13 protein-coding genes and 1 other annotated feature are annotated in these 16,185 nt (G+C 46.0%); of the genes, 11 read left to right on the top strand and 2 right to left on the bottom strand.

What is annotated here, in order from left to right:
* Positions 1-45: 45 nt before the first annotated feature.
* The gene (locus tag EFK13_RS17460; protein ID WP_129507556.1) at positions 46-1,080 is read left to right on the top strand and encodes a glycosyl hydrolase family 18 protein; all 1,035 of its coding nucleotides are present in this window, start codon (positions 46-48) and stop codon (positions 1,078-1,080) included.
* 98 nt (positions 1,081-1,178) lie between these two features.
* Positions 1,179-1,413, top strand: a binding site (T-box leader).
* A gap of 71 nt (positions 1,414-1,484) precedes the next feature.
* Positions 1,485-2,828 carry an amino acid permease gene (locus EFK13_RS17455; protein WP_129507557.1) on the top strand — a complete coding sequence of 448 codons (1,344 nt, stop codon included), beginning with the start codon at positions 1,485-1,487 and terminating at the stop codon, positions 2,826-2,828.
* A 40-nt stretch (positions 2,829-2,868) separates the two neighbouring features.
* Here EFK13_RS17455 and EFK13_RS17450 read toward each other — a convergent pair whose 3' ends face one another.
* Positions 2,869-3,786 carry a DMT family transporter gene (locus EFK13_RS17450; RefSeq protein WP_129507558.1) on the bottom strand — a complete coding sequence of 306 codons (918 nt, stop codon included), beginning with the start codon at positions 3,784-3,786 and terminating at the stop codon, positions 2,869-2,871.
* Between the two features lie 99 nt (positions 3,787-3,885).
* Here EFK13_RS17450 and EFK13_RS17445 point away from each other — a divergent pair, with 99 nt between their 5' ends.
* Both EFK13_RS17445 and EFK13_RS17440 read left to right on the top strand, forming a co-directional pair.
* A complete protein-coding gene (locus tag EFK13_RS17445; RefSeq protein ID WP_129507559.1) occupies positions 3,886-4,764 on the top strand; it encodes a LysR family transcriptional regulator in 879 nt (292 codons plus the stop codon).
* A 157-nt stretch (positions 4,765-4,921) separates the two neighbouring features.
* Positions 4,922-5,932 (top strand): LLM class flavin-dependent oxidoreductase, encoded by a 1,011-nt coding sequence (locus EFK13_RS17440; RefSeq protein ID WP_064816275.1) that lies wholly within the window; start codon positions 4,922-4,924, stop codon positions 5,930-5,932.
* Positions 5,933-5,980: 48 nt separating this feature from the next.
* Here the strand turns inward: EFK13_RS17440 and araR are convergent, their stop codons facing one another.
* Positions 5,981-7,069 carry an arabinose utilization transcriptional regulator AraR gene (gene araR, locus EFK13_RS17435; protein ID WP_129507560.1) on the bottom strand — a complete coding sequence of 363 codons (1,089 nt, stop codon included), beginning with the start codon at positions 7,067-7,069 and terminating at the stop codon, positions 5,981-5,983.
* 203 nt (positions 7,070-7,272) lie between these two features.
* On the opposite strand from araR, the gene araE reads away from it, so the two are divergent.
* The 7 genes from araE to eno all read left to right on the top strand — a co-directional run bounded on the left by araE (position 7,273) and on the right by eno (position 16,185).
* Positions 7,273-8,667, top strand: a complete 1,395-nt coding sequence (gene araE, locus EFK13_RS17430; RefSeq protein ID WP_129507561.1) for an arabinose-proton symporter AraE — start codon at positions 7,273-7,275, stop codon at positions 8,665-8,667.
* Between the two features lie 298 nt (positions 8,668-8,965).
* Positions 8,966-9,988 carry a gapA transcriptional regulator CggR gene (gene cggR, locus EFK13_RS17425; RefSeq protein WP_129507562.1) on the top strand — a complete coding sequence of 341 codons (1,023 nt, stop codon included), beginning with the start codon at positions 8,966-8,968 and terminating at the stop codon, positions 9,986-9,988.
* Positions 9,989-10,034: 46 nt separating this feature from the next.
* Entirely contained in the window at positions 10,035-11,042 is a 1,008-nt protein-coding gene (gene gap, locus EFK13_RS17420) for a type I glyceraldehyde-3-phosphate dehydrogenase (RefSeq protein WP_003219957.1), read from the top strand.
* 316 nt (positions 11,043-11,358) lie between these two features.
* Positions 11,359-12,543, top strand: coding sequence for a phosphoglycerate kinase (locus EFK13_RS17415; RefSeq protein ID WP_129507563.1), 1,185 nt, complete (start codon positions 11,359-11,361; stop codon positions 12,541-12,543).
* A gap of 30 nt (positions 12,544-12,573) precedes the next feature.
* Positions 12,574-13,335, top strand: a complete 762-nt coding sequence (gene tpiA / locus EFK13_RS17410) for a triose-phosphate isomerase (protein ID WP_129507564.1) — start codon at positions 12,574-12,576, stop codon at positions 13,333-13,335.
* A complete protein-coding gene (gpmI, locus tag EFK13_RS17405; protein WP_129507565.1) occupies positions 13,328-14,863 on the top strand; it encodes a 2,3-bisphosphoglycerate-independent phosphoglycerate mutase in 1,536 nt (511 codons plus the stop codon). Before tpiA ends, gpmI begins: the two co-directional genes overlap by 8 nt.
* 29 nt (positions 14,864-14,892) lie before the next feature.
* Positions 14,893-16,185: a phosphopyruvate hydratase gene (gene eno / locus EFK13_RS17400; protein WP_003151625.1), complete on the top strand. Its 1,293-nt coding sequence runs from the start codon at positions 14,893-14,895 to the stop codon at positions 16,183-16,185.

Genomic DNA, 16,185 nt, shown 5'->3' with positions numbered 1-16,185 from the left:
CTTTGGCCGATGAGAAGAGTATGACTTAAAAAAGGAGGAAATGCGATGAAAAAATGGCTGATTATAGCTGTTTCACTGGTGATTGCGATCGTTCTGTTTATGTATACAAAAACAGAAGCGAAGGCAGCCGGCATGACATTAGGCTACACGACTGGGGATACGGCCTCATACAATTCTCTTTCGAAATATCATACATACATGAATTCAATCGCCACAGATACGTTTGCGTTTGAAAAAAACGGACACGTCATTGGCGACGCCCCAACGAAGCAGCTGACATATGCGAAAAAGAAAAAAATCAAGACATGGGCTGTCATTTCAAACTATAATGACGCCATTTACGATTTTGACGGAGATTTAGCGAATCGAGTCATGAGTAATAAAACAGCGAAAAAACGATTCACAGATCAGCTGATAGCACTGGCCAAAAAGCACTCATACTACGGTATCAATATCGATTTTGAAGCAGTAAATCCAGAAGACCGATCCAAATACTCACGCTTCATTCAAGATGTCTCACAGGCTCTGAAAAAGAAACACATCAAAACAATGGTATCTGTCCCCGCCAAAAGCGCCGATGATCAAAATGATGACTGGAGCTGGCCGTATGATTATGCGAAAATCGGTAAATATGCCGACTACGTACAAGTCATGACTTACGACGAACACGGCATATGGGGCGAGCCGGGATCAGTGGCAAGCACAAGCTGGATCAAGAGCTCTCTGCAGTTTTCAGTCAAAAAGATCAAAGCCAATAAAGTCATCATGGGAATTCCCGCGTACGGCTATGACTGGGATGTAAAAGACGGAAACGGCAGCGCAGCGAGAGAATGGAATGAACTCAAATCTCTCATCAAAAAGCAGAAAGCAAAGCCGGCATTCAACAAAAAATCAGGTTCCATGACATTTTCCTACGTTGACAAAAAGAAACATAAACATGTCGTGTGGTATGAAAACGAAAAAACCGTTCAAACGAAAAGCCATCTGGCAAAGCAATATAAAATAGCGGGTGTCTCAGTCTACGCATTAGGACACGAGTCAGAATCCTTTTGGAAAGCCATTCAAAAAGGGACAAAATAACAGTTTCTTTTTTTCTCTGAAGTTATTGACAGGGAAATGAGAAGCACGTATATTATGTTAATATATTCAGATCATAAAATTTGAGTTTTTCAGAAAACTAAAACACATAGATTGGGAGCAGTAGAAGAAAGTGATCAGAACAGAGAGTTGCGGGGTGGTGCGACGCAGCCTGATTCTTCTTTGAACTCGCCCGGGAGTGGTAAGACGGAACGGAATAGAATGAATATTCCCTATGTTTTAACGGCTAACCTTCGTTATAGGTCAAAAGCAGGATTCTTCATGAGAATCAACAAGAGTGGTACCGCGGTCAGCCGAAGGCTCGTCGTCTCTTTATCTATTAGATTAGATAGGAGAGGGCGGGCTTTTTTTGTTCTTGAAAATGAGAAGGAGAGAGGTAGAAGAGGATGAAAAAGGACAATCAGACGTTAAAACGCACGATGACGTCCCGCCATATTATGATGATGGCGCTGGGCGGAGCAATCGGCGCAGGTTTATTTAAAGGGAGCAGCTCAGCGATTGATGTGGCAGGGCCATCTGTCATTATCGCTTACCTGCTCGGCGGAATTATTTTGCTGTTTATTATGCAGGGTCTCGCGGAAATGGCTGTGCGCAACCGTAACGCCAGAACCTTCCGGGATCTTGTCCAGCAGGTGTTGGGAAATTACGCCGCTTATTTCTTGGACTGGATATACTGGAAAATGTGGGTGCTTAACATTGCGGCTGAAGCTGTTGTAGCTGCGATCTTTATTCAATATTGGCTGCCGGGCTGCCCGATTTGGGTGCTGGCATTGGGAATTTCTCTCGTCGTCACGATTGTGAATTTGCTTTCTGTTAAAATTTTCGCCGAAACTGAATATTGGCTGGCCATGATCAAGATTACCGTTATTATTGTCTTTATTATTTTAGGATTATTGCTCTTATTTGTATCATTCGGTGATCATACAGCTGCCGGGTTTTCGAACCTGACAGACCATGGCGGATTTTTCCCGCACGGCGGCACAGGGCTGATTACGGCGATGCTTGTCGTCATTTACTCTTACGGCGGTACAGAAATTATCGGTGTGACGCTTGCTGAAACAAAGAACCCGGAAAAGGTTGTCCCGAAAGCTGTCCGCAGCACACTGACACGGATTGTCGCGTTCTACCTGCTGCCGTTTTTCATCATCGTCAGCCTGATTCCGTGGAATCAAGTTAATTCCGTTCCGGAAAGTCCTTTCGTGATGGTCTTTAAAATGGTTGGCATTCCGGGCGCGGATCATATCATGAATGCAGTCATCCTTTTAGCGATCATTTCTTCGATGAACTCAGGTTTATACGGATCATCACGCATTTTATATACACAGGCAACTGACGGAAGACTTCCGAAAATCTTTTCGAAGCTTTCATCGAAAAACGTACCGATGTTTGCGATTCTGATGTGCACTTCCTCTCTATATATTGGCGTATTGATTTCTCTGTTCGCAGGAAGCCAAACGTTTAATTACTTAATGGGATCATTGGGATATACCGTTTTATTCATTTGGCTGATCATCGGATTCGCCCATTTGAAATCGAGAAAAGAGCAAACTGAAACACCTGCTTATTATGTAAAATGGTTCCCGTACACGACATGGTTTGCGGTTCTGGCATTACTCGCCATTCTGATCGGGGTCATCATGACAACGTCAATTGTCATTACGCTCATCACTGCGGCGATCTACCTTTTGATTACAGTTGCATATTTGGTCAAAGGACGCAAGTATCAGTAAATAAGAAACCCTCTTGTCACATCCGGCAAGAGGGTTTTTCTTATTGTGCGGCCTTCTCCTTTACACCAATCGACGCGGCTTTCTGTGCTTTGGATTTCGAATTCACGAGGCAGATGCTCGTGACAATCAGCAGCAGACCCGCCAAGAGGCTTAAGGTGAGCGGTTCATGCAGGAAAATGGAGCTGGCCACGATTGATATGAGCGGGATCAAAAAAGTATATGATGCGACCTTGCTTGCTTCTCCTGAACCGACAAGGGTAAAAAAGACAAGCCAGCCGAGCGCGATGACGAATACAGAGATGAACAGCAGGCTCGTGATAAAAGGAGCTGTCCATTGGATCGCGGAAAAGCTTTCTGTCCCAAAGCCGGATATCAGCAGAAACACGCTTCCGATCGTCAGCTGCAAGGCGACCATCCAAATGGAATCGACGCGGCTCCCTGTTTTTTTCATATATACCGTCCCGAACGCCCAGCTGAGTGCGGAGCCGAGGGCCAGCAGAACCCCAATGACAGAAATATGCCCGCCAAAGCCCGCGGCACTAATGACGGCTACTCCCGCAAAACCGAGGATAAGCCCGATCACTTTCATCGCAAACATCGATTCGCCAAGCCACAGCCAAGAAAACACACCCATCAGCACCGGCTGAAAGAAGACGATAGCGGAAAACAAGCCGGCCGGAAGATAATTCAGCCCGATCGTTTGCAGACCATAGAATAACGTAATATTTAAAAGTGCAGAAACAAGATAAATCGGCCATGTTTCTTTTAAGCGCAATTTATGAATGCGTGACAGTGCGACAATGACTAATAAAAGCCCGCCGATCAGCGTCCGGATGCCTGCGAACAACAATGGCGGCGAATAGGCGAGCGCTGCTTTCGACAGCGGCCAATTGATGCCCCACATGATGACGAGAAAGGCGAGCAGGAGCGCTGTCTGCGTTTTTGAGAGCTGTTTCACTTTTCGATCACTCCTTGTAGAACTTTTCCATCATATGATACGGTAGAACGTAAGATAAATAAAATGAATCTTTTTTATAAGGAGCATAAGTAAATTGTTATGACCATTACACAATTAAGGGTTTTCGTAAAAATAGCTGAAACGGGAAGCTTTACAAAAGCGGGGCAGGCGCTGAACATGACACAGCCGGCTGTCAGCCATGCGATTTCTGCGATTGAAGCTGAGCTTGATGTGAAGCTGATCATTCGTGACCGCCGCAATGGCCTGATGCTGACGGATACGGGAAAAAAGATTTTAGTTCACATCAGAGAAATATTAAAAGGCGTTGAAAAAGTTGAGCAAGTCGCAGCCGCGGAAAAAGGCCTTGAACTGGGAACAATCCATATTGGCACATTCTCAACGGCCTCAGCTTATTTTATGCCGAAGCTGATCAGTGAGTTTAAACAAAAATATCCGAAACTGGAGCTCGTGCTGCACGAGGGAACTGTAAATGAAGTCAAGGAGTGGCTACACACGCGAATGATAGATGTCGGCATTCTTTTGTATCCAACAGAGGAGATGGAGTACATTCATCTGAAAAAAGACAAAATGGCCGTCGTGCTCAGGGACGATCACCCGCTTTGCAGCCGTTCAGCCATTACGTTGAAAGATCTCGATCATGAGCCGATGATCGTCTGTGACGGCGGCTATGAATCACCTTTTCACGATATGTTCAGGCAGGCGGGCGCTACGCTGAACGCCGCTTTCACAGTCTATAACATGAACACCTCGATCAATATGATCAGAGAAGGCTTAGGGATGGCGATTTTATCAGAAATGTCCATGTCGGGCATGCCGCTGCCGGAGCATGTGGTGACGCGGGATCTCGATCCGCAGGTGTATCGGGATGTGCAGCTTGCTGTTCCGTCGCTGAAGGAGGCTTCTCTGGCGGCTAAGCTCTTTATTGAGATGGCGCAGGAGCTGTTTGGGGCAGAATAACGGTATTAAACCATTCGTTTTATATTGTTCGAATTTCATCGAATCAAATTCTTTTATTCCTGAATGCGGTTATGTTATGGTGTGAGAGAAGTCCATTCGATCATGACTTGACAGCTTGAGGCTGTTTACTGATAACACATTTGCAAAGGAGAACAATATGTCTAACAACCAACGTAAAGATACCTTGCTTTCTGTCTTGAATTTATCTCCGGTTGTTCAGGGAGGAACGATTGCGGAATCATTCCGAAACAGCATGGACTTGGCGCGCCGTGCGGAGGAATGGGGCTATCACCGCTACTGGCTCGCTGAGCATCATAACATAGAAGGTGTCGCAAGCTCAGCCACCGCGGTTCTGATCGGTCATATTGCCGGCGGCACAAAGAAAATCCGCGTCGGTTCCGGCGGCATTATGCTTCCGAACCACTCTTCACTGGTGATTGCTGAGCAATTCGGCACACTGGAAACGCTGTATCCCGGACGGATTGATTTGGGGCTCGGACGTGCGCCGGGAACGGACCAATTGACAGCAAGAGCGCTCCGCAGAAACATCAACAGCGGTGAAGATTTTCCGGAACAATTAGAGGAACTGCGAAATTACTTTAAACCGAAGGGAAATGTGCGCAATCAAGTCCGCGCTATTCCGGGAGAGGGCATCGATGTGCCGATTTGGCTGCTGGGCTCAAGTGGTTTCAGCGCCCGTCTGGCTGGCGAACTTGGTCTTCCGTTTGCGTTCGCGGCCCATTTCTCACCGGCGAATACGGTTCCCGCTTTGGAGCTGTACCGCAACTCCTTTACGCCGTCTGAAGTGCTCGACGAACCGTATGCGATGGTCGGCGTCACCATTATCGCGGCAGATACAAACGAGAAAGCGCAGCACCTTGCGACGTCGCATTATCAAAGATTTCTTGATCTTGTCCGCGGCACGCCGAACCAGCTCAAGCCGCCTGTTGAGGACATGGATCAAATCTGGAGCCCGTATGAAAAAGCGATGGTCAATGAGCAGCTGAGCTCGACGATTGTCGGCGGACCGGAAGAGGTGAAGGCGAAGCTCGAAGACTTTGTCAAAACGACGCAGGCTGATGAAATTATGGTCAACTCAGAAACCTTTGAACACGCAGACAGAATGCGTTCGTTTGAAATCATCGCTGACGTTTGGAAAAACAGATAACAGCTATAAAAAAAGCAATGTAGCGGGGAGACCCATACATTGCTTTTTTTATTCATTCAGTTTTCGTGCGGATTGCCGAATGATCAACTCAGGCTCAAATACGACATCCTCTTGCTTGGGCTTTTTATGCTCAAGGGAGTCAATCACATATTTCGCCGCCGCTTTTCCAAGCGCGGATTTCGGGTGTTTGACAGAGGTTAATTTCACCTCGGAGATTTGGGCAAAATGCGAATCGTCATACCCGACGATAGACATATCCTCCGGCACTTTGATATCCATCTCCCGCAGCATATCAATGACCTTCAGCGCAATTTCATCGTTATAGCAAAGGATGGCTGTCGGCATGTGTTTGCTGTTTTTCTCCAGTGTGGCCTTCACTTTCTCCAGCAGCCTTGATTCTTTTTCTTCCGTGGTAAATGTCACGATCATGTCAGGAGAAGGGAATAACTCACGCTCCCGGTGCGCTTGTATAAATCCGTTCATCCGCTTGACACCCTGTGTGTCATCAGCTTTAAAAATACCCATCATATGCGTGTGGCCGAGAGACAGGAGATGCTCCGCCGCCATCATGCCGCCTTTCACATCATCTAATGTAAAACTCGGTGCGGCAAGCTCAGCGTAGGACGCGTTAATCATCGCAAAAGGAATGCCGTTTTTCTCCAAGTTCAAATAGTAGCCGATATTCGGTGTTTGCAGGGCGCTTTTTGTCGGTTCTACGATGAGTCCGTCAATATTCTGGGAAAGCAGGTTTTCTAGGCCTCTTCGTTCATTGTCCGGGTTGTTGTTTGTGCTTGTCAAAAGCATGGAATATCCCTGCTCGCTTAAATAAGACTCGATTCCTCTGATGATACTCGGGAAAATATAGTCTGATATGTAGGTTGTCAGAACACCGATCGTTTTATTGGAATGCAGCGCTGACTTGGCAGAGCGTGAAGCGACAAAGGTTCCCCCGCCTTGCACACTGTACAAGAGACCCTGTGAGACGAGGTCTCCGATCGCTTTTCGAATGGTATGCCGGCTGACGCCGAATTGCTGCATTAATTCGTTTTCGGTAGGGATCTTTTGATCGGGCAGTATTTTGCCTTGATTAATCCATGAACTGATTTCTTCTTTTACTTGAGCGTATTTTGGTAACATATCGATTCCTCCAAAATGTATACGGACAAATTTTAGTATATCACAGCGTCCTTTGTAAGAAAACATTGACAGAAAATGCAAACAGGATTATTCTATATTTGTACGTACTAATTAAATGGAATTTTCGTTAAATTTTTATATAAGTACGTACAAGTATAGAGGTAAATGTAAACGCTTTACTCAACATTAGGGAGGGCAGGGAAATGAAGAATACTCCAACTCAATTAGAACCAAATGCTCCTGTAACAAGAAGCCATTCAATGGGGTTTGTCATTTTAATCTCATGCGCGGCGGGACTTGGCGGCTTACTGTACGGCTATGATACGGCAGTGATTTCTGGCGCCATCGGTTTTCTGAAGGATTTATACAGCCTGAGTCCGTTTATGGAAGGTCTTGTGATTTCCAGCATTATGATCGGAGGAGTAGCGGGCGTCGGAATATCCGGATTTTTAAGCGATAGGTTCGGCCGGAGAAAAATTTTAATGGCAGCCGCTTTGTTATTTGCGATATCAGCAATCGTTTCAGCGCTTTCTCAAGACGTATCTACCTTAATTATTGCGAGGATTATCGGAGGCCTCGGGATTGGGATGGGCTCATCACTCTCTGTTACGTATATTACGGAAGCGGCGCCGCCTGCCATACGGGGAAGCCTTTCTTCCTTATATCAGCTCTTTACGATATTGGGCATTTCCGCTACGTACTTTATTAATCTCGCTGTGCAGCGGTCTGGAACTTACGAATGGGGTGTGCACACCGGCTGGAGATGGATGCTCGCTTATGGAATGGTGCCGTCTGTGATCTTTTTCCTTGTCCTGCTCGTCGTCCCGGAAAGTCCGAGGTGGCTGGCGAAAGCGGGCAAAACCAATGAAGCTTTAAAGATACTGACACGTATTAATGGAGAAACTGTTGCAAAAGAAGAGTTAAAGAACATTGAGAACTCTTTAAAAATAGAACAAATGGGGTCGCTCTCCCAGCTGTTCAAGCCGGGGCTCAGAAAGGCGCTTGTCATTGGAATCCTGCTGGCGCTGTTTAACCAAGTCATCGGTATGAACGCGATTACTTACTATGGGCCGGAAATCTTTAAAATGATGGGATTCGGGCAAAACGCCGGATTTGTGACAACCTGTATTGTCGGGGTTGTAGAAGTCATTTTTACCGTTATTGCGGTGTTGCTGATTGATAAAGTCGGACGAAAAAAACTGATGTCCATCGGTTCTGCTTTTATGGCTATTTTTATGATCTTAATCGGAACGTCGTTCTACTTTCAGTTAACAAGCGGATTTATGCTGATCTTCTTTATTTTAGGTTTTGTGGCGGCATTTTGTGTATCAGTAGGGCCGATTACATGGATTATGATTTCTGAGATCTTCCCGAATCATCTTCGGGCGAGAGCCGCAGGGATTGCGACCATCTTCTTATGGGGAGCAAACTGGGCGATCGGACAGTTTGTGCCAATGATGATTGACTCATTCGGGCTGGCCTATACATTCTGGATTTTTGCGGTGATTAATATCCTTTGCTTCTTGTTTGTGGTTACGATTTGTCCGGAAACAAAGAACAAGTCGCTCGAAGAGATTGAAAAGCTCTGGATAAAATGAAAACGCTTTAAAATAACAGCCCTTTCTATTGGAAGGGCTGTTTATGTTGGGATGCACCTTTTGGCGTTTTCTGTATAAGATAAAGATATATAGGGAAAAATAGTGCTGGATAAAACGCTCCCTCATGAAAACTCTGCGAATATTGTCGATGAATTGGCTCTTAACAGTTGAATAAACAATTCCAGCCTGTTAAAATAATTAAAGAAAGCAGAAATAATTTTTTTTGGCTATGATGGGACGTTTTTTGTCATAGCGGGACATATAATGTCCAGCAAAAAAAGGAAGGAACGTTTGAGTCATGAACCAGTTAATACAAGCTCAAAAAAAATTATTGCCTGATCTTCTGCTCGTTATGCAAAAGAGGTTTGAAATCTTGCAGTATATCAGGCTGACAGAACCCATCGGGCGAAGAAGCCTGTCTGCCAGTCTTGAAATCAGCGAGCGTGTGCTGAGGGGCGAGGTTCAGTTTTTAAAGGAACAGAATCTGGTCGATATAAAAACAAACGGCATGACATTGACAGAAGAGGGCTATGAACTGCTTTCCGTTCTGGAAGATACGATGAAAGATGTTTTAGGTTTGACTCTTTTGGAAAAGACATTAAAGGAACGTTTAAATCTTAAGGATGCCATTATCGTATCCGGAGACAGCGATCAATCCCCATGGGTCAAAAAAGAAATGGGAAGAGCGGCTGTCGCATGTATGAAAAAAAGATTTTCAGGCAAAAATATCGTCGCTGTAACTGGCGGTACGACAATCGAAGCTGTCGCCGACATGATGACGCCGGATTCTAAAAACCGCGGGCTTTTGTTTGTGCCTGCAAGAGGCGGTTTAGGCGAAGACGTGAAAAACCAGGCGAACACCATATGCGCGCATATGGCGGAAAAGGCTTCAGGCACTTACCGGCTTTTGTTTGTTCCGGGACAGCTGTCACAAGGCGCCTACTCATCTATTATTGAAGAACCTTCTGTTAAAGAGGTGCTGAATACGATTAAATCAGCGAGTATGCTGGTTCACGGAATCGGCGAAGCTAAAACTATGGCTGAGCGGAGAAACACGCCTTTAGAAGACTTAAAGAAAATAGATGACAACGACGCGGTGACAGAAGCGTTCGGCTACTATTTTAACGCGGACGGCGAAGTGGTCCACAAGGTGCATTCTGTCGGGATGCAGCTGGATGATATCGACGCCATCCCCGATATTATTGCGGTAGCGGGCGGATCATCAAAAGCCGAGGCGATCGAGGCTTACTTTAAAAAGCCCCGCAACACGGTTCTCGTCACAGACGAAGGAGCCGCAAAGAAGTTATTAAGGGATGAATAATCCCTCAATATAAATATCTCTCACTTATTTAAAGGAGGAAACAATCATGGCAGTAAAAGTCGGTATTAACGGTTTTGGTCGTATTGGACGTAACGTATTCCGCGCAGCATTAAACAATCCTGAAGTTGAGGTAGTAGCGGTTAACGATTTAACAGATGCTAACATGCTGGCTCACCTTTTACAATATGATTCTGTACACGGAAAATTAGACGCTGAAGTTTCAGTTGACGGTAACAACCTTGTTGTTAACGGCAAAACAATCGAAGTTTCTGCAGAACGCGATCCTGCTAAACTTAGCTGGGGCAAACAAGGCGTTGAAATCGTAGTTGAATCTACTGGTTTCTTCACAAAACGCGCAGACGCTGCGAAACACTTAGAAGCTGGCGCGAAAAAAGTAATCATCTCTGCTCCTGCTAACGAAGAAGATATCACAATCGTTATGGGTGTTAACGAAGATAAATATGATGCGGCTAACCACGATGTTATCTCTAACGCATCTTGCACAACAAACTGCCTTGCGCCGTTTGCAAAAGTACTTAACGACAAATTCGGCATCAAACGCGGTATGATGACAACTGTTCACTCTTACACGAACGATCAGCAAATCCTTGATCTTCCGCACAAAGACTACCGTCGTGCGCGTGCAGCAGCTGAAAACATCATCCCAACATCAACTGGTGCTGCTAAAGCAGTTTCTCTAGTTCTTCCTGAACTAAAAGGCAAACTGAACGGTGGAGCAATGCGTGTTCCAACTCCAAACGTTTCTCTAGTTGACTTGGTTGCTGAACTGAACCAAGAAGTAACAGCTGAAGAAGTAAACGCAGCTCTTAAAGAAGCGGCTGAAGGCGACCTTAAAGGAATCCTTGGCTACAGTGAAGAGCCATTAGTTTCTGGCGACTACAACGGAAACAAAAACTCTTCTACAATCGATGCTCTTTCTACTATGGTTATGGAAGGCAGCATGGTAAAAGTAATCTCTTGGTACGATAACGAAAGCGGCTACTCTAACCGCGTTGTTGACCTTGCAGCTTACATCGCAAAAAAAGGTCTTTAATTTATAGCTGAAAAAAGGGCCTGACTTGGTTCTTTTGAATAGAAGCGCTATAATGAAAGCGGACAAGGGAAGGGGACGGACTCCCTTTCCCTTTTTCCATGAAGACCGGCTTTCAGAAAACGTTCTGTGATAGAGGAAGGGCCGCTTTTCAGCAGCTTTGCCGGCGCTTTCGCCTATGGCCGCTGCCCTGGCTTTTAGACGAACTGCCCTGTGCCGAAAAAGACTGCGATCTGCCCTGGCGGCGTTATCGCTTGACCAGACGGTTTCACGTTTTTCGTGCTGTATGCAAACCATTTTGAAGGAGGATCTCCTAGGCATGAATAAGAAAACACTCAAAGACATCGACGTAAAAGGTAAAGTTGTATTCTGCCGCGTTGACTTTAACGTTCCAATGAAAGACGGGGAAGTAACAGACGATACTCGTATCCGTGCTGCGCTTCCAACAATCAAACACCTTGCAGACCAAGGCGCGAAAGTCCTTCTAGCGAGCCACTTAGGCCGCCCGAAAGGCGAAGTGGCTGAGGAGCTTCGTTTAACTCCTGTCGCTGCACGTCTCGGCGAACTGCTTGGCAAAGAAGTGAAAAAAGCGGATGAAGCTTACGGCGATGCTGTAAAAGCACAAATTTCTGATATGAAGGACGGAGACGTTCTTGTATTGGAAAACGTACGTTTCTACCCTGGTGAAGAGAAAAATGATCCTGAGCTTGCAAAAGCATTTGCTGAGCTTGCAGATGTATATGTGAATGACGCATTCGGTGCTGCCCACCGCGCTCACGCATCTACAGCTGGAATTGCCAAGCATCTGCCAGCAGTCGCAGGTTTCTTAATGGAAAAAGAGCTTGATGTACTCGGAAAAGCGGTTTCTAACCCTGACCGCCCATTCACGGCGATTATCGGCGGAGCGAAAGTAAAAGACAAAATCGGTGTAATCGAAAGTCTTCTTGATAAAGTAGACAACCTGATCATCGGCGGAGGTCTTGCTTATACATTCGTAAAAGCGCTTGGCTATGAAGTCGGTAAATCTCTTCTTGAAGAGGATAAAATCGAGCTTGCGAAATCATTTATGGACCGCGCGAAAGAAAAAGGCGTTAACTTCTATATGCCTGAAGATGTACTCGTTGCAGATGATTTCTCTAACGATGCAAACGTAAAAATGGTGCCGATCTCTGAAATCCCTAGTGATTTAGAAGCAATCGACATTGGTACGAAAACACGCGAAACATATGCTGACGTCATCAAAAACAGCAAGCTTGTCGTGTGGAACGGACCGATGGGCGTATTCGAAATCGACTTGTTCGCTCAAGGAACAAAAGCGGTTGCGGAAGCATTGGCAGAGGCGAAAGATACATACTCTGTCATCGGCGGAGGAGACTCTGCGGCAGCGGTTGAAAAATTTGGCCTTGCTGACAAAATGAGCCACATCTCAACAGGCGGCGGCGCATCCCTTGAGTTTATGGAAGGCAAAGAGCTTCCAGGGGTAGCTGCACTTAACGACAAATAATCTCAAAACTGCTATAAGGAAGTGGAACAGATGAGAAAACCAATTATCGCCGGTAACTGGAAAATGAACAAAACACTCGGCGAAGCTGTCAGCTTCGTTGAAGAAGTGAAATCTTCCATTCCAGCAGCAGACAAAGCGGAAGCTGTTGTTTGCGCGCCAGCGCTTTTCCTAGAAAAGCTTACTTCTGCTGTTAAAGGCACTGATCTTAAAGTCGGCGCTCAAAACATGCACTTCGAAGAAAGCGGCGCGTTCACAGGCGAAATCAGCCCGGTTGCTCTGAAAGACCTTGGCGTTGACTACTGCGTCATCGGACACTCTGAGCGCCGTGAAATGTTCGCTGAAACTGATGAAACAGTTAACAAAAAAGCACATGCTGCGTTCAAACACGGCATTGTGCCGATCATCTGTGTGGGTGAAACGCTTGAAGAGCGCGAAGCCGGCAAAACAAATGATCTAGTTGCTGACCAAGTGAAAAAAGGCCTTGCTGGTCTTTCTGAAGAACAAGTTGCTGCTTCTGTTATTGCGTATGAGCCAATCTGGGCAATCGGAACAGGCAGATCTTCAACAGCGAAAGATGCGAACGACGTGTGTGCGCATATCCGTAAAACCGTCGCTGAAAGCTTCAGCCAAGAAACTGCAGACAAGCTTCGCATCCAATATGGCGGAAGCGTAAAGCCTGCAAACATTAAAGAATATATGGCAGAGTCCGATATTGACGGTGCTTTGGTCGGCGGCGCGAGCCTTGAGCCACAGTCATTCGTTCAATTATTGGAGGAAGGTCAATATGAGTAAAAAACCAGCTGCACTCATCATTCTTGATGGGTTCGGATTACGTAACGAAACAGTAGGAAACGCAGTCGCTTTAGCGAAAAAACCGAATTTTGACCGCTATTGGAACCAGTATCCTCATCAAACATTGACTGCTTCAGGCGAGGCTGTAGGCCTTCCTGACGGGCAAATGGGGAACTCCGAAGTAGGCCACTTAAATATCGGCGCGGGACGTATTGTGTACCAAAGCTTAACACGCGTAAATGTTGCCATTCGCGAAGGAGAGTTCGAACGCAATCAAACATTCCTTGACGCGATGAACAACGCGAAAGAAAACAACAAAGCCTTGCACCTGTTCGGCCTTTTATCAGACGGCGGCGTGCACAGCCACATCAATCATTTGTTCGCATTGTTAAAGCTTGCGAAAAATGAAGGGCTGACAAAGGTTTATGTCCATGGTTTCCTTGACGGCCGTGATGTTGGTCCGCAAACAGCGAAAACATACATCAACCAGCTGAACGAACAAATCAAGGAAATCGGTGTGGGTGAAATCGCCAGCATTTCCGGACGTTACTACTCGATGGACCGCGACAAACGCTGGGACCGTGTAGAAAAAGCGTACCGCGCAATGGCGTACGGCGAAGGCCCGACATACCGCAGCGCACTGGATGTTGTTGATGATTCATATGCGAACGGAATTTATGATGAATTCGTGATTCCATCTGTCATCACAAAAGAAAACGGTGAGCCTGTTGCGAAAATCCAAGACGGCGATTCTGTGATTTTCTATAATTTCAGACCGGACCGCGCCATTCAGATTTCCAACACGTTCACAAACAAAGACTTCCGCGATTTCGACCGCGGCGAGAATTATCCGAAGAACCTGCATTTCGTTTGCCTGACTCACTTCAGTGAATCAGTTGACGGCTATGTGGCGTTTAAACCGATAAATCTTGATAACACAGTCGGAGAAGTATTATCTCAGCACGGATTAAAACAGCTTCGAATTGCAGAAACTGAAAAGTATCCGCACGTCACGTTCTTTATGAGCGGCGGCCGTGAAGCTGAATTCCCAGGTGAAGAGCGTATTCTCATCAACTCGCCGAAAGTTGCAACATATGACTTGAAGCCTGAAATGAGTGCGTATGAAGTGAAGGACGCGCTTGTCAAAGAAATTGAAGCTGACAAGCATGACGCGATCATTTTGAACTTCGCGAACCCTGATATGGTCGGCCACTCCGGAATGGTTGAACCAACAATCAAAGCAATTGAAGCAGTGGACGAATGCTTAGGCGAAGTCGTCGACGCGATTCTCGCTAAAGGCGGACACGCTATCATTACCGCTGATCACGGTAATGCTGACATTCTGATTACAGAATCAGGCGAACCGCACACTGCTCATACGACAAACCCAGTCCCTGTGATTGTTACGAAAGAAGGCATCACGCTGCGTGAAGGCGGAATCCTAGGCGACCTTGCACCAACGTTATTAGACCTTCTCGGTGTTGAAAAACCGAAAGAAATGACAGGAACATCTTTAATTCAAAAATAATTTGAAAATCAAAAGGAGAGACAAAACTCATGCCATACATTGTTGATGTTTATGCACGCGAAGTATTAGACTCCCGCGGCAACCCAACAGTTGAAGTTGAAGTATATACAGAAACAGGAGCTTTCGGCCGCGCATTAGTGCCAAGCGGAGCTTCTACAGGTGAATACGAAGCAGTTGAGCTTCGTGACGGCGACAAAGACCGTTACCTTGGAAAAGGTGTGTTAACAGCTGTTAACAACGTAAACGAAATCATTGCACCAGAGCTTCTTGGCTTTGATGTAACTGAACAAAACGCAATCGATCAGCTTTTAATCGAGCTTGACGGTACTGAAAACAAAGGCAAACTTGGTGCGAACGCAATCCTTGGCGTATCTATGGCTTGCGCGCGCGCAGCTGCTGATTTCTTGCAGATTCCTCTTTACCAATACCTTGGAGGATTCAACTCAAAAACTCTTCCTGTACCGATGATGAACATCGTAAACGGCGGAGAGCATGCTGATAACAACGTGGACATTCAAGAATTCATGATCATGCCTGTAGGTGCTCCTAACTTCCGTGAAGCACTTCGCATGGGCGCTCAAATCTTCCACAGCCTGAAATCAGTTCTTTCTGCTAAAGGAATGAACACAGCTGTAGGTGACGAAGGCGGATTCGCTCCAAACCTTGGTTCTAACGAAGAAGCGCTTCAAACAATCGTTGAAGCAATCGAAAAAGCCGGCTTCAAACCTGGCGAAGAAGTGAAACTTGCAATGGATGCTGCATCTTCTGAGTTCTACAACAAAGAAGACGGCAAATACCATCTGTCTGGCGAAGGCGTTGTGAAAACATCTGCTGAAATGGTTGACTGGTACGAAGAAATGGTTTCTAAATACCCAATCATCTCTATCGAAGACGGACTTGACGAAAACGACTGGGAAGGCCACAAGCTTCTTACTGAGCGTCTTGGCAAAAAAGTTCAGCTTGTCGGTGATGACCTCTTCGTTACAAACACGAAAAAACTTGCTGAAGGCATCAAAAACGGCGTAGGCAACTCTATCCTGATCAAAGTAAACCAAATCGGTACATTGACTGAAACATTCGATGCGATCGAAATGGCGAAACGCGCAGGCTACACTGCTGTTATCTCTCACCGTTCTGGTGAAACTGAAGACAGCACAATCGCTGACATCGCTGTGGCAACAAACGCAGGACAAATCAAAACAGGTGCTCCGTCTCGTACGGACCGTGTTGCGAAATACAACCAGCTTCTTCGTATCGAAGATCAGTTGGCTGAAACTGCTCAATACCACGGTATTAACTCTTTCTACAACTTGAATAAGTAA

This window comes from Bacillus cabrialesii, from assembly GCF_004124315.2.
Lineage (GTDB): Bacteria > Bacillota > Bacilli > Bacillales > Bacillaceae > Bacillus > Bacillus cabrialesii.
The sequence above is the reverse complement of the archived record's forward strand: the minus strand, read 5'-3'. Positions and strand labels throughout refer to the sequence as shown.

Coding starts and splice junctions, on each gene's coding strand:
- EFK13_RS17460 (WP_129507556.1), top strand. CDS start 46: ATGAAAAAATGGCTGATTATAGCTGTTTCACTGGTGATTGCGATCGTT.
- EFK13_RS17455 (WP_129507557.1), top strand. CDS start 1,485: ATGAAAAAGGACAATCAGACGTTAAAACGCACGATGACGTCCCGCCAT.
- EFK13_RS17445 (WP_129507559.1), top strand. CDS start 3,886: ATGACCATTACACAATTAAGGGTTTTCGTAAAAATAGCTGAAACGGGA.
- EFK13_RS17440 (WP_064816275.1), top strand. CDS start 4,922: ATGTCTAACAACCAACGTAAAGATACCTTGCTTTCTGTCTTGAATTTA.
- araR (WP_129507560.1), bottom strand. CDS start 7,069: ATGTTACCAAAATACGCTCAAGTAAAAGAAGAAATCAGTTCATGGATT.
- araE (WP_129507561.1), top strand. CDS start 7,273: ATGAAGAATACTCCAACTCAATTAGAACCAAATGCTCCTGTAACAAGA.
- cggR (WP_129507562.1), top strand. CDS start 8,966: ATGAACCAGTTAATACAAGCTCAAAAAAAATTATTGCCTGATCTTCTG.
- gap (WP_003219957.1), top strand. CDS start 10,035: ATGGCAGTAAAAGTCGGTATTAACGGTTTTGGTCGTATTGGACGTAAC.
- EFK13_RS17415 (WP_129507563.1), top strand. CDS start 11,359: ATGAATAAGAAAACACTCAAAGACATCGACGTAAAAGGTAAAGTTGTA.
- tpiA (WP_129507564.1), top strand. CDS start 12,574: ATGAGAAAACCAATTATCGCCGGTAACTGGAAAATGAACAAAACACTC.
- gpmI (WP_129507565.1), top strand. CDS start 13,328: ATGAGTAAAAAACCAGCTGCACTCATCATTCTTGATGGGTTCGGATTA.
- eno (WP_003151625.1), top strand. CDS start 14,893: ATGCCATACATTGTTGATGTTTATGCACGCGAAGTATTAGACTCCCGC.